Source organism: Streptomyces subrutilus (assembly GCF_008704535.1).
Lineage (GTDB): Bacteria > Actinomycetota > Actinomycetes > Streptomycetales > Streptomycetaceae > Streptomyces > Streptomyces subrutilus.
Window position 1 is genome coordinate 6,341,914 of record NZ_CP023701.1, and the last position, 17,579, is coordinate 6,359,492.

20 protein-coding genes are annotated in these 17,579 nt (G+C 72.5%); 11 read left to right on the forward strand and 9 right to left on the reverse strand.

Annotated elements, in window-relative coordinates; all coding sequences use genetic code 11:
- Position 1 precedes the first annotated feature (1 nt).
- Positions 2-886, reverse strand: coding sequence for a helix-turn-helix domain-containing protein (locus CP968_RS28230; protein ID WP_150520670.1), 885 nt, complete (start codon positions 884-886; stop codon positions 2-4).
- Between the two features lie 198 nt (positions 887-1,084).
- On the opposite strand from CP968_RS28230, the gene CP968_RS28235 reads away from it, so the two are divergent.
- From CP968_RS28235 to CP968_RS28270, 8 genes are all read left to right on the forward strand, one after another.
- Positions 1,085-1,534 (forward strand): ATP-binding protein, encoded by a 450-nt coding sequence (locus CP968_RS28235; RefSeq protein ID WP_150520671.1) that lies wholly within the window; start codon positions 1,085-1,087, stop codon positions 1,532-1,534.
- A 359-nt stretch (positions 1,535-1,893) separates the two neighbouring features.
- The gene (locus tag CP968_RS28240) at positions 1,894-2,196 is read left to right on the forward strand and encodes an urease subunit gamma (protein ID WP_150520672.1); all 303 of its coding nucleotides are present in this window, start codon (positions 1,894-1,896) and stop codon (positions 2,194-2,196) included.
- An 11-nt stretch (positions 2,197-2,207) separates the two neighbouring features.
- On the forward strand, positions 2,208-2,519 hold the full coding sequence (locus CP968_RS28245; protein ID WP_150520673.1) for an urease subunit beta: 312 nt from the start codon (positions 2,208-2,210) through the stop codon (positions 2,517-2,519).
- Positions 2,512-4,233, forward strand: coding sequence for an urease subunit alpha (locus CP968_RS28250; RefSeq protein WP_150520674.1), 1,722 nt, complete (start codon positions 2,512-2,514; stop codon positions 4,231-4,233). Before CP968_RS28245 ends, CP968_RS28250 begins: the two co-directional genes overlap by 8 nt.
- The gene (locus CP968_RS28255; RefSeq protein ID WP_150520675.1) at positions 4,233-4,907 is read left to right on the forward strand and encodes an urease accessory protein UreF; all 675 of its coding nucleotides are present in this window, start codon (positions 4,233-4,235) and stop codon (positions 4,905-4,907) included. The genes CP968_RS28250 and CP968_RS28255 overlap by 1 nt, the downstream gene beginning before the upstream one ends.
- A 39-nt stretch (positions 4,908-4,946) precedes the next feature.
- Positions 4,947-5,639, forward strand: a complete 693-nt coding sequence (gene ureG / locus CP968_RS28260) for an urease accessory protein UreG (RefSeq protein ID WP_150520676.1) — start codon at positions 4,947-4,949, stop codon at positions 5,637-5,639.
- A complete protein-coding gene (locus CP968_RS28265) occupies positions 5,636-6,421 on the forward strand; it encodes an urease accessory protein UreD (protein ID WP_229886692.1) in 786 nt (261 codons plus the stop codon). The genes ureG and CP968_RS28265 overlap by 4 nt, the downstream gene beginning before the upstream one ends.
- Positions 6,422-6,604: 183 nt before the next feature.
- Complete coding sequence (locus CP968_RS28270; RefSeq protein WP_229886690.1) at positions 6,605-8,269, forward strand: alpha/beta hydrolase; 1,665 nt, start codon at positions 6,605-6,607, stop codon at positions 8,267-8,269.
- A 28-nt stretch (positions 8,270-8,297) separates the two neighbouring features.
- Here CP968_RS28270 and CP968_RS28275 read toward each other — a convergent pair whose 3' ends face one another.
- From CP968_RS28275 to CP968_RS28295, 6 genes are all read right to left on the reverse strand, one after another.
- Entirely contained in the window at positions 8,298-9,008 is a 711-nt protein-coding gene (locus tag CP968_RS28275) for a lysophospholipid acyltransferase family protein (RefSeq protein WP_150520677.1), read from the reverse strand.
- Between the two features lie 247 nt (positions 9,009-9,255).
- Complete coding sequence (locus tag CP968_RS34230) at positions 9,256-9,414, reverse strand: hypothetical protein (protein WP_167536860.1); 159 nt, start codon at positions 9,412-9,414, stop codon at positions 9,256-9,258.
- A 32-nt stretch (positions 9,415-9,446) separates the two neighbouring features.
- Positions 9,447-10,403, reverse strand: a complete 957-nt coding sequence (locus CP968_RS28280; protein ID WP_150520678.1) for a cytochrome c oxidase assembly protein — start codon at positions 10,401-10,403, stop codon at positions 9,447-9,449.
- Between the two features lie 90 nt (positions 10,404-10,493).
- The gene (locus CP968_RS28285) at positions 10,494-11,519 is read right to left on the reverse strand and encodes a 6-phosphofructokinase (RefSeq protein ID WP_150520679.1); all 1,026 of its coding nucleotides are present in this window, start codon (positions 11,517-11,519) and stop codon (positions 10,494-10,496) included.
- Between the two features lie 191 nt (positions 11,520-11,710).
- Complete coding sequence (locus tag CP968_RS28290) at positions 11,711-12,439, reverse strand: type 1 glutamine amidotransferase (RefSeq protein WP_150520680.1); 729 nt, start codon at positions 12,437-12,439, stop codon at positions 11,711-11,713.
- Positions 12,440-12,469: 30 nt separating this feature from the next.
- Complete coding sequence (locus CP968_RS28295) at positions 12,470-13,708, reverse strand: MurT ligase domain-containing protein (protein WP_150520681.1); 1,239 nt, start codon at positions 13,706-13,708, stop codon at positions 12,470-12,472.
- A gap of 123 nt (positions 13,709-13,831) precedes the next feature.
- Here CP968_RS28295 and def point away from each other — a divergent pair, with 123 nt between their 5' ends.
- Positions 13,832-14,380, forward strand: coding sequence for a peptide deformylase (gene def, locus CP968_RS28300; RefSeq protein ID WP_150520682.1), 549 nt, complete (start codon positions 13,832-13,834; stop codon positions 14,378-14,380).
- 74 nt (positions 14,381-14,454) lie between these two features.
- On the opposite strand, the gene CP968_RS28305 is transcribed toward def, so the two are convergent.
- Positions 14,455-15,099, reverse strand: coding sequence for a TetR/AcrR family transcriptional regulator (locus CP968_RS28305; protein WP_150520683.1), 645 nt, complete (start codon positions 15,097-15,099; stop codon positions 14,455-14,457).
- A gap of 219 nt (positions 15,100-15,318) precedes the next feature.
- Between CP968_RS28305 and CP968_RS28310 the strand changes: the two genes are divergently transcribed.
- On the forward strand, positions 15,319-16,548 hold the full coding sequence (locus CP968_RS28310; RefSeq protein ID WP_150520684.1) for an acyl-CoA dehydrogenase family protein: 1,230 nt from the start codon (positions 15,319-15,321) through the stop codon (positions 16,546-16,548).
- Positions 16,549-16,695: 147 nt separating this feature from the next.
- Here the strand turns inward: CP968_RS28310 and CP968_RS28315 are convergent, their stop codons facing one another.
- Positions 16,696-17,133, reverse strand: a complete 438-nt coding sequence (locus CP968_RS28315; protein WP_150520685.1) for an SRPBCC family protein — start codon at positions 17,131-17,133, stop codon at positions 16,696-16,698.
- Between the two features lie 155 nt (positions 17,134-17,288).
- Between CP968_RS28315 and CP968_RS28320 the strand changes: the two genes are divergently transcribed.
- A complete protein-coding gene (locus CP968_RS28320; RefSeq protein WP_150520686.1) occupies positions 17,289-17,474 on the forward strand; it encodes a DUF5999 family protein in 186 nt (61 codons plus the stop codon).
- Positions 17,475-17,579 lie beyond the last annotated feature (105 nt).

The window sequence follows — 17,579 nt, forward strand, 5'->3', positions numbered from 1 at the left end:
CTTACGCGTCGTCAGCGAGGGCGCTGATGAGGTCCGACGAGTCCTGGGGCGGGAGGGCGTGCGCCTGGATGGTGCGGAACGCGGCGCTGTACGCCTCAAGGTCTTCCTTCCGCTCCAGATAGAGGCTACTCGTCAGATGGTCGAGTACGACCACATCCAGATCGGCGATGTTCGGAAATGAGAAGATGACGAACGGTCCGGTGAGGCCGAGATGTCCCCCCACGCTGAACGGCAGGACCTGGAGCCGCACATGGGGCAAACGGGCCACCTCCACCAGGTGCCCCAGCTGTTCCGCCATCACCCCCGGCCCGCCGATCTGCCGGCGCAGCACCGCCTCGTCCAGCACCGCGCTCAGCTCCAGCGGCGGATCGGACCGCAGCACCGACTGGCGTGCCAGCCGCACCTCGACGAGCGCGTCCACCTTCGGCTCGGGCAGCCCGCCGAGTGCGGCCCGGGTCACCGCCCGCGCGTACCCGGGCGTCTGCAGCAGCCCCGGCACCACCGAGAGTTCGACCGTGCGCGCCGACCGTGCCCCGGCCTCCAGGCTGATGAAGTCGCGGTACTCCTGCGGCAGCAGCCCCCGGTAGTCGTGCCACCACTGCCGGGACCGGCCGCTGCCGTCCGCCGGACCGGGAACGGAGGCGGAGGCCGACAGGGCCTCCAGCAGGGCCCGCTGACGGGGACTCACGATCTCCCCGTACACGTCCAGGAGCAGCCGGATGTCGTCGGGCTTGACGCCGCTGCGCCCGGTCTCGATCCGGCTGATCTTCGACTGGTGCCACCCCGCGATCCGGGCCGCCTCACCACTGGTGAGCCCGGACCTGTCGCGCAGGGCGCGCAGTTCCTCGCCCAGCTTGCGCCGGCGCACCGCGGGACCATGCTGCACACCCGACTCCTTCCACCGGCACGGGTCGCACCAGTCTGCCGTCCGCACACGTTCTTCCGTAGCAGGGTTCACCGCATTGAGCGACAGATATATGCATATCTCCGGGGATCGGCGGAATCGGCGGCACCATGGGTGACACTCTGGCGTCCAGCACAGGTCCGGGACGGTTCGCGCCCCGGTGGGAAAGGGACCGTCGCCATGGCAGATCACCAGGAAGCATCCGTCACTCTGCCGAGCGAACCGGCCTCGGTCGCCGTGGCGCGCCGGTTCGTGGCGGAGGTGCTGGGCGCGTGGGGGCTGCCCGACGCCGCCGACGCCGCCGACAGCGTCCGGCTGATGGTCTCCGAGCTCGCCACCAACGCCGTCCAGCACACGTTCGGGCAGTCGCCCACCTTCCGGGTCGACGTCCGCCTGGAGCGGGAGGAGCGGTTGCGCGTGGGCGTGACCGACAGCCACCCGCGCTGGCCCAAGCGGCTGCCGGCCGCCGTCCAGCAGGACAACGGCCGGGGCATGGTCATCATCCGCTGCCTCACCGCCGAGGCGGGCGGGCGGCTCTCCGTCACGCCCACCGAGGACGGGGGCAAGACGGTGTGGATCGCGCTGCCCTGGCCGGCCGGCGCTCCCGCGGGGACCGGGACCGGCCGCTGACCCTCCGCCGGAGGCCGCCGCACCCGGGACGCGGCGGGCGGGCCTTCCCGCGCCGCGGGCCTTCGTACGCAAGGACGCCCGCGCGGCCCCGGACCGGGGCGCCCGCGGCGCGAAACGGGTGCCTGCGCGAAACACGGGTTAACGCGGCGGAAAAGCGCGCGTCCTAGCGTGGCACCTCGGGCCCTTCACCAAAGATCGCCCATGATCCGGTAAAGCAACGGTGGTCGGTGCGGAAAGCCTTTCCCCGCATCGGCCAAGAATGCGCCGGGCGGGCGTTCGTCGAGGTCAACAAAGTGTTGAAGGCCGATAGGGTCGCACCGGCGCGATGTCGATCTTGTCCTGGAAGCTTGGTGATACGTGTGCAACTGACACCACACGAGCAGGAGAGACTGCTCATCCACGTCGCCGCGGACGTGGCCGAGAAGAGACGGGCGCGCGGCGTCCGCCTCAACCACCCCGAGGCGATCGCGTTGATCACCTCCCACATCCTCGAAGGCGCCCGCGACGGCCGCACCGTGGCCGAGCTGATGGCCTCCGGCCGCACCGTCCTGGGCCGCGAGGACGTCATGGAGGGCATCCCCGAGATGATCCACGACGTCCAGGTCGAGGCCACCTTCCCGGACGGCACCAAGCTCGTCACCGTCCACGACCCGATCGTCTGAGGAGCACGCCCATGATCCCCGGCGAAATCGCCTTCGGGGACGGGCCGGTGCTCCTCAACGAGGGCCTCCCCGTCACCCGTCTCACCGTGCTCAACGCCGCCGACCGGCCCGTCCAGGTCGGCTCCCACTACCACTTCGCCGAGGCCAACCCCGGTCTCGACTTCGACCGGACCGCCGCCCGCGGACAGCGCCTCAACATCGCCGCCGGTACGGCCGTCCGCTTCGAGCCCGGGATCCCGGTCGCGGTGGAACTCGTACCCCTCGGCGGACTGCGCACCGTACCGGGACTGCGCGGAGAGACCGGAGGGCCGCTCGATGGCTGAGATCTCCCGACAGGTGTACTCCGACCTCTTCGGGCCGACGACCGGCGACCGGATCAGGCTGGCCGACACCGACCTCTTCGTCGAGATCGAGCAGGACCTCGCGGGCGGCCCCGGCCGGGCCGGCGACGAGGCCGTCTTCGGCGGCGGCAAGGTGATCCGCGAGTCCATGGGCCAGGCCCGCACCACCCGGGCCCAGGGCGCTCCCGACACGGTGATCACCGGGGTCGTGATCCTCGACCACTGGGGCATCGTCAAGGCCGACCTCGGCATCCGCGACGGCCGCATCTGCGGCATCGGCAAGGCCGGCAACCCGGACACCATGGACGGGGTCGACCCCGCCCTCGTCATCGGCCCCGAGACGGAGATCATCGCCGGCAACGGCAAGATCGTCACCGCCGGCGCCATCGACGCCCACGTGCACTTCATCGCGCCCACGGTCATCGAGGAGGCGCTCGCCTCCGGCATCACCACCCTCGTCGGCGGCGGCACCGGTCCGGCCGAGGGCAGCAAGGCCACCACCGTCACCCCCGGACCCTGGCACCTGGCCCGGATGTTCGCGGCACTGGAGGCCTACCCCGTCAACATCGGCCTCCTCGGCAAGGGCAACACCATGTCCCGCGAGGCCATGCACTCCCAGCTGCGCGGCGGAGCCCTCGGATTCAAGATCCACGAGGACTGGGGCGCCACCCCGGCCGTCATCGACGCCTGTCTGAGCGTCTGCGACGAGACCGGAGCCCAGGTCGCCATCCACACCGACACCCTCAACGAGGCCGGCTTCGTCGCCGACACCCTCGCGGCCATCGCCGGACGGACGATCCACTCGTACCACACCGAAGGCGCCGGCGGCGGTCACGCCCCCGACATCATCACCGTGGTGTCCGAGCCCAACATACTGCCGAGCTCCACCAACCCCACCCGGCCGCACACCGTCAACACCATCGAGGAACACCTCGACATGCTCATGGTGTGCCACCACCTCAACCCGGCCGTCCCCGAGGACCTGGCCTTCGCCGAATCGCGCATCCGGCCCTCGACCATCGCCGCCGAGGACGTGCTGCACGACCTCGGCGCCATCTCCATCATCTCCTCCGACTCCCAGGCCATGGGCCGGGTCGGCGAGGTCGTGCTGCGCACCTGGCAGACCGCCCACGTGATGAAGAAGCGCCGCGGGTTCCTGCCCGGCGACGGACCCGCCGACAACCACCGGGCCCGCCGCTACGTCGCCAAGTACACGATCAACCCCGCCGTCGCCCAGGGACTCGCCCGCGAGATCGGCTCCGTGGAGACCGGCAAGCTCGCCGACCTCGTGCTGTGGACCCCGGCGTTCTTCGGCGTCAAGCCCGAGCTCGTCATCAAGGGCGGCCAGATCGCCTACGCGCAGATGGGCGACGCCAACGCCTCCATCCCCACCCCGCAGCCGGTCCTGCCCCGCCCGATGTACGGCAGCTTCGGGCGCGCGCCCGCCCTGAACTCCTTCAACTTCACGGCGCAGGCCGCGCTCGACGACGGGCTGCCCGAACGGCTCGGTCTCGGCAAGGCGTTCGTGGCCATCGAGTCCACCCGCAAGGTGGGCAAGACGGACATGCGCAACAACGACGCCATGCCCCGGGTGGAGGTCGACGCGGACACCTTCACCGTCACCATCGACGGCGAAGCCGTGGAACCGGCGCCCGCCGCCGAACTGCCCATGGCCCAGAGATACTTCCTGTTCTGATGAGTCTCGCCGCACTGCTCGTCCTCGCCGACGGACGCTTCCCCGCCGGGGGGCACGCCCACTCCGGCGGGGCCGAGGCCGCCTGCAAGGCCGGCCGCATCCGCGACGCCGCCACCCTGGAGGAGTTCTGCCGGGGCCGGCTGCACACGGCCGGCCTCACCGCCGCCGGCCTCGCCGCCGGCGCCGCCCTCGGGATCGACCCGGTCGAGCTCGACGGCGCCGCCGACGCGCGCACGCCCTCGCCCGCGCTGCGCACCGCGGCTCGGCGGCTCGGCCGGCAGCTCCTGCGGGCCGCCCGGGCCACCTGGCCCTCGGCCGAACTCGACGCCCTGGCCGCGGCCTTCCCGCGCGGCGCGCACCAGCCTGTCGTCCTCGGGCTCACCGCCCGGGCGGCCGGGCTCGGTCCGCGCGACGCCGCACACGTGGCGGTGTACGAGAGCGTCGGCGGCCCGGCCACCGCGACCGTCCGGCTGCTGGGCCTGGACCCCTTCGAGGCGAGCGGGGTCCTGGCCCGCCTCGCCCCCGAGCTCGACGCCGTCGCGGCCCGGGCCGTCGACGCCGCCCTGCGGGCCCGCACGGAGGGCGCCGGCGCCCTGCCGGCCGCCTCCTCGCCCCTGCTGGAGATCGCGGCGGAGGTCCATGCCGACTGGGCGGTACGCCTCTTCGCCTCCTGAGCGCCCCCACCGGACCCCGAACAGCCCCAAGGAGACCCCATGCACCTCGACCACGGCGTGACCTACCCGCACCGCCACACCCACGCCGACCCCGTCCGATCCGACGGCTCCCGGCGCGCCCTGCGCATCGGCCTCGGCGGGCCCGTCGGCTCCGGCAAGACGGCCACCGTCGCCGCCCTGTGCCGCGCCCTGCGCGCCGAGCTCTCCATGGCGGTGGTCACCAACGACATCTACACCCGCGAGGACGCCGAGTTCCTGCTCCGCGAGGCGGTGCTGCCGCCCGAGCGGATCGCGGCCGTCGAGACCGGGGCCTGTCCGCACACCGCGATCCGCGACGACATCTCCGCCAACCTGGAGGCCGTCGAGGAACTGGAAGAGGCGTTCCTGCACAGCGGGCCGCTCGACCTGATCCTCGTCGAGTCCGGCGGGGACAACCTCACCGCCACCTTCTCCCGCGGCCTCGTCGACGCCCAGATCTTCGTCATCGACGTGGCCGGCGGCGACGACATCCCGCGCAAGGGCGGCCCCGGCGTCACCACCGCCGACCTCCTCGTCGTCAACAAGACCGACCTCGCCCCGCACGTCGGTTCCGACCTCGCCCGGATGGCCCGCGACGCCGCCGACCAGCGCGGCGAACTGCCCGTCGCCTTCCAGTCGCTGCGCGGCTCCGAGGGCGTCGGCCCGGTGGCCGACTGGGTGCGCGAGCGGATCGCCGCCTGGATCGTACGGTGACCTGCCCGCCCCCCGACCTCCCGCCACCGGCGGGACTGCGCGCCACCGCCCGCATCCGCGCCACCGCCGACGGGCGGGGCGGCACCGCGCTGCCCCTCCTGGCCGGGGAGGGGCCCCTCGCCCTGCGCCGCACCCGGGGGCGGGGCGCGGAGGCCGGGGTCGTGCTCGTCGGCGCCATGAGCGCCCCGCTGGGCGGCGACCACCTCACCGTCGAGGCCACCGCCGGGCCCGGGGCGCACCTCGCCCTCGGCTCCGCGGCGGCCACCCTGGCCCTGCCCGGCCGCGGCGGCGAGCCCGCGCACTACGACGTACGGCTCACCCTGGAGGACGGCGCGTCGGTGCGGTGGCTGCCGGAACCGCTGGTCTCCGTACGCGGCAGCGACCTGCGCGTGCGCACCGAGGCCCGGCTGGCCCCCACCGCCCGGCTGCTGCTGCGCGAGGAGCAGGTGCTCGGCCGCGCCGGCGAGGCCCCGGGCCTGCTGCGCAGCAGGCTCGCCGTCACGCGCGGCGGCCGGCCGCTGCTGGACCAGGAACTCGCCTGCGGGCCCGGCGCGCCCGGCGGCTGGGACGGCCCGGCCGGCCTCGCCGGGCACCGGGCGATCGGACAGCTCCTCGTCGTGGACCCCGACTTCGAGGCGGCCCCGCCCGCGGCCGCGGTGCTGGGCGAGTACGCGGCGGTGACGCCGCTGGCCGGACCCGCGGTGCTCGTGACGGCCTTGGCCCCGGACGCCCTGAGGCTGCGCGAACTGCTGGACGGGGCCTGCCGCACGTACGGCTGGTGAACGGGGACGAACCGGTCTCCGCTCAGCGGTACACACCTTTCCGGTTATCGGGTTGGCAAAGAACCGCGCCCCGCTCTGTCGCCGGGTCCCGGTCAGGCACCAGGATCGCCCCTGCACGCGGACGACCGAATCCGATCGAACCCGGCCGCCGAGAGCGGCACTTGACGCAGGGGGAACAACCACGTGATACGCAACGCGGCGCTGGGGAGCGCCGCCACCCTGATCACCGGCACGCTGGCGGCGAGCCTGCTGCTGGCCCCGCCCGCCTCCGCGGCGGCCGCCGGACGCGACAACGGCGCGGCGGAGGCGGTCGGCGTCCAGATCGCCGCCGCCCGCGCGGCCCGCGCCGGGATCGACTGGAAGGACTGTCCGGCCGACTGGGGCTTCGAGAAGCCCATCCAGTGCGGCTGGGTCAAGGTCCCGCTCGACTACACCAAGCCGTTCGGCAAGACCATCGAGCTCGCGGTCGACCGGATCGGCAACACCGGCACCAAGGACGAGCGCCAGGGCGCCCTCCTCTACAACCCCGGCGGCCCCGGCGGTTCCGGCATGCGCTTCCCGCGACGGGTCACCACCAAGAGCCCGCTGTGGGTCAACACCTCCAAGGCGTACGACTTCGTGGGCTTCGACCCGCGCGGCGTCGGCCACTCCGCGCCGATCTCCTGCATCGACCCGCAGGAGTTCGTCAAGGCCCCCAAGGCCGACCCGGTCCCGTCCAGCGAGGCCGACAAGCGCGCCCAGCGCAAGCTCGCCGCCGAGTACGCGGACGGCTGCAAGGAGCGCAGCGGCGAGATGCTGCCGCACATGACCACCCCGAACACCGCGCGCGACCTCGACGTCATCCGTGCCGCGCTCGGCGAGAAGAAGCTGAACTACCTCGGCGTCTCCTACGGCACCTACCTCGGCGGGGTCTACGCGACCCTCTTCCCGAGCCACGTCCGCCGCATGATCGTCGACAGCGTCGTGGACCCGGACCAGGACAACATCTGGTACGAGGCCAACCTCGGCCAGGACGTCGCCTTCCAGACCCGCTGGAACGACTGGCAGGACTGGGTCGCCAAGAACGACGCCGTCTTCCACATCGGCGACACCCGCGCCAAGGTGGAGGCGAAGTACCAGGAGCTGCGCGCCACGGCCAAGGCCGACCCGATCGGCGGGGTCGTCGGCCCGGCCGAGCTGATCGGCTTCTTCCAGGGCGCCCCGTACTACGACTCCTCCTGGGTGCCCGTCGCCCAGACCTGGGCCGCCTACGTCGCCGGCGACACCCAGGCGCTGGTCGACGCCATCGCCCCGGACATGTCCGACACGGCCGGCAACGCCGCCTCCGAGAACGGCAACGCCGTCTACACCGCGGTCGAGTGCGCCGACGCCAAGTGGCCCACCAGCTGGGCCAAGTGGGACCGGGACAACACCAAGCTGCACCAGAAGTACCCGTTCCTGACCTGGTCCAACGCCTGGATGAACCTGCCCTGCGCGACCTGGAAGTCCAAGCAGAGCACCCCGATCGAGGTCGGTGCGGGCGCCCGGCAGGGCCTGCCGCCGGTGCTGATCGTCCAGTCCGAGCGGGACGCGGCCACCCCGTACGAGGGCGCGGTCTCGATGCACCGCCGCCTCGGCGGTTCGCGCCTGATCACCGAGCAGAACGCGGGCTCGCACGGTGTCACCAGCCTGGTGAACCCCTGCATCAACACCCGCGTGGACAGCTACCTGCTGACCGGCAAGGTCGACGCCAAGGACGTGAAGTGCGGCCCGCACGCCACGCCCGTCGCCCCCGCCCCGGCCGCCGCGAAGTCGGCGGCCCCGGGCGCGGACCTTCCGGCGCGTGAGGAGCTCCCGGCCGTCCGGTAGCGGACGGCCCGCGGGACGGGGAGGGGGCTCAGCGCTTCGGGCGCCGGGCCCTCTTCCGTCCTTCCTCCGCCTCGGCCTTGACCTCGGCCGCGTACCGGTCGACGTACTCCTGGCCCGAGAGCGCGAGGATGGCGTACATGATCTCGTCGGTGACGGCGCGCAGCACCGCCCGCTCCGACTCCAGCCCGGCGTAGCGGGAGAAGTCCATCGGCTCGCCGAAGCGGATCGTCACCCGCCGGATCTTCGGGATCTTCTGTCCGGGCGGCTGGATCTCGAAGGTGCCGACCATCGCGCACGGCACCACCGGCACCCCGGCGCCCAGCGCCATCGCGGCCACGCCGACCTTGCCCTTGTACAGCCGCCCGTCGTGCGAGCGGGTGCCCTCCGGGTAGATGCCCAGCAGCTCGTCCTCGGCCAGCACCCCGAGCCCCTCGCGCAGGGCGGCCCGTCCGGCGTCCTTGCCGGAGCGGTCCACGGGGATCTGCCCGGCGCTGCGGAAGAAGGCGGCGGTCAGCCGGCCCTTGACCCCCGGGCCGGTGAAGTACTCGGCCTTCGCGAGGAAGGTGATCCGGCGCTTGAGGATGGCCGGCATCAGGAAGTGGTCGGAGAACGACAGGTGGTTGCCCGCGATGATCGCGGCGCCCTCCGCCGGGATGTTCTCCAGGCCTTCGATCCTCGGCCGGAACAGCAGCCGTAGCAGCGGCCCGAGCAGGACGTGCTTGAGCAAGTGGTAGAACACCCGGCGTTTCCCTTCACCTCACGGTCCGGACCAGTGTGCGGGAAACGGCGGCGGATGGGCACGGTGCCGTCGAAGCCACCTCGGCCGTTCGTCCCGGGATCGGCCGGAATCCACCGGTTCGCGGGCCGGTGGGCCGGACGGGTGGCGCCGTACGGACCTGCGAACATCGGACGCGCGGACGCCTCGGGCGCGGCTCAGGACCGGCCCGGGCGCGGCGGGCCCCGCGGGTGGGCGCGGAGCCGGCGGGTCAGGCCCCGCGGGAGGCGGCCATCCCGGCGGTCAGCAGCCCCAGCACCACCCAGCCGAACCACAGCCACCCGTTGCTGCCCAGGGCCACGGAGTACGCGGCGACGGCCACCAGAGCGGCGAAGGTCGTGACGGCCATCGCCTTAACAGAACCGGTCATGCCCCATGGTGGCGCGCGGAGGCGTCGGCGCGCTACCGGCCACGCGCCTGGAGCGAGGCCAGATACGAGTTGTACGCCTCCAGCTCCTGGTCGCCGTCCCGGTCCGCAGCCCGGTCGGACCGCTTCGCGGCCCGCTGCTCCGAGTGGTACCACTGGTAGACGAGGGCGATCAGAACCAGCACCGAGGGGATCTCGCTGAAGGCCCAGGCGATGCCGCCGCCCCACTGCTGGTCGAGGAGCGGGTCGATGCCCAGGGAGGCGGGCGGATCGGCGTACGTCTTGATCATCGGCTCGCTGGCCATCATCAGGGCGATGCCGAAGAAGGCGTGGAAGGGCATGCCGGCGAAGAGCTCCAGCATCCGCATCACGTAGCCGGGCCGGTGCGGGCCCGGGTCCACGCCCATGATCGGCCAGAAGAAGATCAGGCCGACGGCGAGGAAGTGCACCATCATCGCGATGTGCCCGGCCCGGCTCTCCATCAGGAAGTCGAAGAGCGGCGTGAAGTACAGGCCGTAGAGGCTCGCGATGAACATGGGGATGGTGAAGGCCGGGTGCGTGATCACGCGCATGTAGCGGCTGTGCAGCAGCATCATGAGGAGCTCGCGGGGGCCCTTGCTGCCGCGCGCGGCGGGCGGCAGGGCGCGCAGCGCCAGGGTCATCGGCGCGCCGAGCAGCAGCAGGATCGGGGTGACCATGCTGATCACCATGTGCTGGACCATGTGGACGCTGAACATGACCATGCCGTAGTCGTTCAGCTTCGTGCACATCACCAGGACCACGGTGAGCACGCCCAGCGTGAAGGCCACCGTCCGCCCCACCGGCCAGGCGTCGCCGCGGCCGCGCAGGCGCAGCACGCCCCACAGGTACAGGGCGAGGCCCAGCAGGGAGCCGAAGAGGAAGAAGCCGTCGAAGGAGAACTCCAGCCCCCGCCCGAGGGTGAACGGCGGCAGGTCCATGTTCATGTCCATGCCGTGCCCGCTGTGATCCATCTGTTCACTCCTCTTGACTGTGGCGCCCCACCACAGTAATGCCGCCCCCGTGCGCCACTGCGCGCGGGGGCGGCACTCACGGAAGGAGGGTCACAGGACCGTCTGCGCCTCGTCGTAGCGGGCGGCCGGAACCGTCTTGAGGGTCTGCACGGCCTCGTCCAGCGGCACCATCACGATGTCGGTGCCGCGCAGCGCGGTCAGCATGCCGAACTCGCCGCGGTGCGCCGCCTCCACCGCGTGCCAGCCGAACCGGGTGGCCAGCACCCGGTCGTACGCGGTGGGCGTGCCGCCGCGCTGCACATGGCCCAGGATGACCGGCCGCGCCTCCTTGCCGAGGCGGTGCTCCAGCTCGACGGCGAGCCGGTTGCCGATGCCGGCGAACCGCTCGTGCCCGTACATGTCGGTGCCGCCCTGCTCGAACTCCATGGTGCCGGGGCGCGGCTTGGCACCCTCGGCGACCACGACGATCGCGAACCGCTTGCCGGCCGAGAAGCGCTCGCCGACGATCGCCGTCAGCTCGTCTATGTCGAAGGGGCGCTCCGGGACGACGATCGCGTGCGCTCCGGCCGCCATGCCCGAGTGCAGGGCGATCCACCCGGTGTGCCGACCCATGACCTCCACCACCATGACGCGCTGGTGGGACTCGGCGGTGGTCTTCAGCCGGTCCAGCGCCTCGGTGGCCACGCCGACGGCGGTGTCGAAGCCGAAGGTCACGTCGGTGGACGCGATGTCGTTGTCGATCGTCTTGGGGACCCCCACGATCGGCAGGCCGGCCTGAGCGAGCAGGTTCGCCGCCTTCAGGGTGCCCTCGCCGCCGATCGGGATGATCGCGTCGAGGCCCAGGTCGGCGACGTGACCGCGGGCCCGCTCCACGCCGTCGCGCAGGTGCGCGGGCTGGACCCGGGAGGAGCCGAGGACGGTGCCGCCGCGGGCCAGGATGCCGGCCACCGCGTCGAGGTCGAGCTTGCGGTAGTCCGCCTCCAGCAGGCCCTTCCAGCCGTCGAGGAAGCCGATGACCTCGTCGCCGTGGTCGACGACGGCGCGGTGCACGACGGAGCGGATGACGGCATTCAGGCCGGGGCAGTCGCCACCGGAAGTGAGCACACCAATGCGCATGGCAGGAACGGACCTTTGCAACGTGGGCCGACGACCGGACCACGTCGTCCGGTTGGAACTACGGTCACCCTACAAGCGGAAGCCGCGTGGACTGAACCATCCTCCACATGCTGGTCCGGACCGTGGTGCGAACGCACGGCGGCCCGGCTCCCGCAAGGGGAGCCGGGCCGTAGCCGGGACGGCGCGGGCGGTCAGGCCGGCTGCGTCGCGGCCGAGATGCGCTCCGCGCGCAGCGCCTCGTACCACCGGTCGTCTATGGCCGGCAGCGCGTTCACGTCGAGGGCCAGCTTCAGCAGCAGGTCCGCGATGTGCGGGTTGCGGGCCATGACGGGGCCGTGCATGTAGGTGCCGAAGACCGTGTCGTTGTACGCGCCCTCGGTGCCGTCGCCGGTGCCGTTGCCGCGGCCCATGGTCACCCGGGCGAACGGCCGCGCCGTCGGGCCGAGGTGGGTGATGCCCTGGTGGTTCTCGAAGCCCGTCAGCTGGGGCAGGCCCAGGCGCGGGTCGATGTCCCCGAGGACGTCGCCGACGCACCGCTCGCCCTCGCCGCGGACGGTGACCACGTCCAGCAGGCCGAGGCCCTCCTGGCGCTGGCCCTGGTCGTTGACGAACTCCTTGCCCAGGATCTGGTAGCCGGCGCAGACGGAGAAGACGATCGCCCCGTTCGAGACGGCGCGCTCCAGTCCGCCGTCGCGCACCAGGCGCTCGGCGGCCAGCCGCTGGGGCCGGTCCTCGCCGCCGCCGATCAGGTAGATGTCGCCCGAGGTGGGGATGGGCTGGTCGCTGCGGACGTCCACGCGCTGCACGTCCAGGCCGCGCTGACGCGCCCGGCGCTCCACCACGAGGGCGTTGCCCTGGTCTCCGTACGTGCTCAGCAGGTCGGGGTAGACCCACACCAGACGCAGGCTGTTGTCGCTCATGCTCGTGTCCTCTGCGGTTCTGAAGGGGTGCTAGTTGCCGACGCGGCGGCGGACGTCCTGGAAGGCGGTGTAGTTGGCGATCAGCTCGATCTGCCCCGGCGGCGCGAGCTGCACGGCCTCGTCGAGGGTCTCGCACACCCGGAAGTCCAGCCCCGCGACCTCCAGGCGGACCGCGAGGTCGAGCTTGCGGTCGCCGATGACGAAGATCGGGTGGCCGGCGAGGCGCGGGTAGTCCACGTCCCACAGCCAGGAGGTGTCGGTGCCGTCCGCGCCGCGGGCGTTCACCGAGAGGATCACCGGGGTCGGCGGCGGGTCGATCAGGGAAAACGTTTCGAGCCAGCCGGCCGGGTTCTTGGCGAGCAGCAGCCGCAGCTCGCGGCCCTGGAAGCTGATCACGTCGTAGCGGCCGGCGACGGCCTGGACCTGGTACATCCGCTCCAGCGCGACCTGCGGCGGGACGCCGAAGACCGCGGCGACCGCGGCCGAGGTGGCGGCGTTGGCCTTGTTGGCGCGGCCGGGCAGCTGGAGGTGGATCGGCCAGGCCGAGCCGTGCGGGTCCAGTACGTGGTCGCCCGAGAGCACCCAGCTCGGCATCGGGCGGCGGAAGCCGCACTCGCCGCAGAACCAGTCGTCGCCCGGGCGCTGCATGACACCGCCGCAGGAGGGGCAGGACCAGGCGTCGTCCTTCCACTCCTGGCCGGCGGCGACCCACACCACGTTCTGCGAGGAGGAGGCGGACCACACGATCAGCGGGTCGTCGCAGTTCGCCACGATGACGGCCTTGGAGCCCTGGAGGCCCTCGCGCCACTTCTCCGCGAGCATGCGGGTCTCGGCGGCGCGGTCCAGCTGGTCGCGCGAGAGGTTGAGGAGGGCGATCACCTTCGGGGTGACGTCGCGGGCCACTCCGGACAGGTACTTCTCGTCGACCTCGATGACGCCGTACCGGGCGTCCGAGCCGCCCGCCAGGGCCGAGGTGATGCCGGCCGGCATGTTGGCGCCGAGGGCGTTGGAGACGACCGGGCCGCTGGCCCGCAGGGCCTCCGCGATCAGACGCGTCGTCGTGGTCTTGCCGTTCGTCGCGGAGACGAGGACGACGTCGAGGTGCTGCGCCAGCGCGCCGAGGAGATCGGGGTCGAGCCTGAGTGCGACCTTGCCGCCGATCACCGATCCGCTTCCGCGTCCCGCGGCCCGCGACACCGCCGCCGCGGCCTTGCCCGCCGTCACGGCCAGCTTGGCCCGCGGCGAAAGCGGCTCCGTGTTGCCTGCCATCGTCCCTTGTCCTCCTTGCGTCGGTCGCCCCCAGCCTATCCAGTACCGGCCGGAGCCTTGACCGCGGCGCCCCCGCGCCGCGGCGGATCTCCTCATATATTCGCCCGTCGTACCCTTACGGCCATGCGACAGCGCCCCATCCCCGGCACCACCGGCACCGTCCGCACCATGAGCCTGCTGGGCGATCCGGTGCTCCGCTCGACGTGCGCGGAAGTGACCGCGTTCGGACCCGATCTCGCCCGGCTGGTCGAGGACATGTTCGCGACGATGTACGCCGCGGAGGGGGTCGGGCTGGCCGCCAACCAGATCGGCGTCGCACAGCGGGTGTTCGTCTACGACTGCCCCGACGACGAGGACGTCCGCCACGTCGGCCACATCGTCAACCCCCGTCTGGTGGAGGCCGACGGGGACGAGTACCTCGGTCCCGAGGGCTGCCTCTCGCTGCCCGGACTGGAGGCCGGCACGCCCCGCTTCGACCGGGCGGTCGTCGAAGGGGTGACCGCGGACGGCACCCCGGTGCGCATCGAGGGCACCGGCTTCTTCGCGCGCTGCCTCCAGCACGAGTGCGACCACCTGGCGGGCACGGTCTACGCGGACCGGGTCACGGGGCTGCGGGCCCGGCGGCTGCGCCGCGCCATCCGCAAGGCGCCGTGGTCGGCGCCGCGGGGCTGAGGCCCGCGCGCCGCGGCGCCGGCCCGCGCGACGTACGGCGCCGACCGGCGGACGGCGGACGACACGGGCCGGGGTCAGAAGCCCGGGCCGTCCGCCCGGTTGCCCGCGGTGGCCAGCCGGCCCCACAGCAGGTCGGTGAGGCCGGTGACCAGCTCGGCCCGGTCGCACGGCCGCTCGCCCAGCCACCAGTCGCCGGCCGCGTGCATCATGCCGACGATGCCGTGGCCCCAGATCCGGGCCAGCCGTTCGCCGCCGGGGCCGAGGTCCACGCGCTCGCCGATCACCTGGGCCAGCTCCTCGCCGAGGCGGCGCAGCAGCGGAGCCGAGTGCAGGCCGACGTCGAAGCCGCGCTCGACGGCCTGGGAGTCCTCGGCGGGGTGCATGAGGAAGCGGTACACCTGCGGCCGGGCCTCGATGGCCGCGAGGTAGGTGTCCAGGGTGGCCTCCACCCGGCTGCGGCGCTCGGCCGGGGCGTCGAGCGCGGCCCGCAATGAGTCGAGCAGGCCGTCGGTGTGGCGGACGGCGAGCGCCTGGTAGAGGCCCGCCTTGTCGCCGAAGTGCCGGTACAGGATGGGTTTGGTGATGCCGGCCTCGGCCGCGATGGCGTTCATGGAGGCCTTCGGGCCGTCCCTGAGCACGACCCGGTCGGCGGCTTCGAGCAGCTCGCGCCGGCGGCGCTCCGCCGCCCCGCTCTCGCCTGCCTGCTGCGTGGTCTCCATGGTGTGTTTCTCTCCCCGCCCTTGCGATGTGCCTGACGCCCACGCAACGTAACACCCCGCACACCCTCGCGATCGAATCGGCGGCCGCCCGCGGGGTCGGGCGCCGGGGGTGCGCCCGCGCTGCTTGACAGTGCTTACTGACCGGTAACAGACTGTGGTCATCGTGTGGGTTACCGCTAGTAACCGATGCATGGACGCGAACAGACAGCTGGAGGGGACATGGCGGAGTTCACCATGGAGCTCAACGACGACCAGAAGCAGGTGCGGGACTGGATCCACGGCTTCGCGGCCGATGTCATCCGGCCCGCCGCCGCGGAATGGGACGAGCGCGAAGAGACTCCCTGGCCCGTCATCCAGGAGGCCGCGAAGGTCGGCATCTACTCGCTGGACTTCTACGCCCAGCAGTTCTTCGACCCCACCGGCCTCGGCATCCCGGTGGCCATGGAGGAGCTCTTCTGGGGCGACGCGGGCATCGCCCTGTCCATCGTGGGCACCGGCCTCGCGGCCATCGGCGTCGTCGCCAACGGCACCGAGGAGCAGATCGGCACCTGGATACCGCAGATGTACGGCGACGCGAACGACGTGAAGGTCGCCGCCTTCTGCTCCTCCGAGCCCGACGCCGGCTCCGACGTCGGCTCGATGCGCACGCGCGCCGTGTACGACCAGGCCAAGGACGAGTGGGTGCTCAACGGCACCAAGACCTGGGCGACCAACGGCGGCATCGCCAACGTCCACATCGTCGTGGCCGTCGTCGACCCCGAGCTCGGCACCAAGGGGCACGCCTCATTCATCGTCCCGCCGAACACCCCCGGACTGTCGCAGGGCCAGAAGTTCAAGAAGCACGGCATCCGCGCCTCCCACACGGCCGAGGTCGTCCTGGAGGACGTGCGCGTCCCCGGCTCCTGCCTGCTGGGCGGCAAGGAGAAGCTGGACGAGCGCCTGGCGCGGGCCCACGAGCGGGCGCGCGGCGGCGCGGGCGAGCGGGTGAAGAACGCCGCCATGGCCACCTTCGAGGCCTCCCGGCCCGCGGTCGGCGCCATGGCGGTGGGCACCGCGCGCGCGGCGTACGAGGTGGCGCTGGACTACGCGAAGACCCGGACGCAGTTCGGCCGCCCGATCATCGACAACCAGGGCGTCGCCTTCCAGCTCGCCGACATGCGCACGCAGATCGACGCCGCGCGGCTGCTGGTGTGGCGGGCCTCGTGGATGGCGGTCGCGGGACGGCCGTTCACGGCGGCGGAGGGCTCGATGTCGAAGCTGTTCGCGAGCGAGGTCGCGAAGAAGGTGACCGCCCAGGCGGTGCAGATCCTCGGCGGCAACGGCTTCACGCGGGAGTACCCGGTGGAGCGGATGCACCGGGACAGCGCCATCTACACCATCTTCGAGGGGACCAGCGAGATCCAGCGGCTGGTGATCGCGCGCACGATCTCCGGCATGCCGATCCGCTAGCCGCGGTGTGAGGCGGGGGCGCGGAGCCTCCCGGCCCCGCACCCCACTCGCCCGGGCCGCGCCCTGGCCCGGGCCTGTGGCGGGGCCGGGGCCCGGCGCGAGGGGTGTGCGAACGCCGTATGGGTGGGGACGCCGCGCGGAGGGCTGCTACGGGCGCAGGATGGCGGTCAGGGCTCGGGAGAAGATCAGGCGGCCGGCCGCGTCGACCGTCGGGTCGAGCAGGCGGGGGAGGCCGCGGATCCGGAGGGATTCGTACCAGTGGACCTCCGTGCCGCCGGCCGGGAGCGGGCGGACCTCGATCTCGGCCCGGCCGGTGACGATCCGGCCGCGCTTCTCCAGCCGGACCAGGCCCGCCGCCCCCGCCTCCGGCGGACGCCAGAGGGTCACTTCCATCGGATCGTCGAAGGTGATCCCGCGCACACCGGTACGGGCCGTGAAGCGGGTTCCGACCCCCGTCGGCGGCGCGGTCTCCACGACCGTCCGGGTGAGGGGGACCAGGGCGCCGTGGCGCTCCCAGTCCGTCAGCCTGAGCCACGCCTCGGCGGGCGGGAGGAGCGTGCGGCGAATGATCCGGAAACCGGGCATGAGCGCATCGTAATCGGGCATACACACCGTGAACTGAACGGCTGAAATGGGTTCCGTCCGGGGGTGGCGATCGGCCATACTCACCGCCACCGTGGATCGCGGATTCGACCGGGTGACCACCGGCCCTCCCGCCCCACTCTGCGAGGAGGTGCGCCATGTGCTCCCACCAGCCCCCCTGCCCTGCCGTAGACAGCGCCGACCACGACGCCGCCCGTACCGTGGCCTCCCACCCCGAACAGGGCTGGAGCCTGCTCTGCAACGGCGCCGTGGTCTTCGACGACACCGGTGAACTGCTCCCCGACGGCCGGACGGTGGCACCCCGCCGCCCGGCCCTGGTCTGAGCGAGGAGGCAGCATGCGCCAGCAGCTGATCCGCAAGCCCGTCCCCAAGCCCGCCCCACGAGACCTGGACCTGCGTACCCCGTCGGGCAGACCCCTCCCGTACTG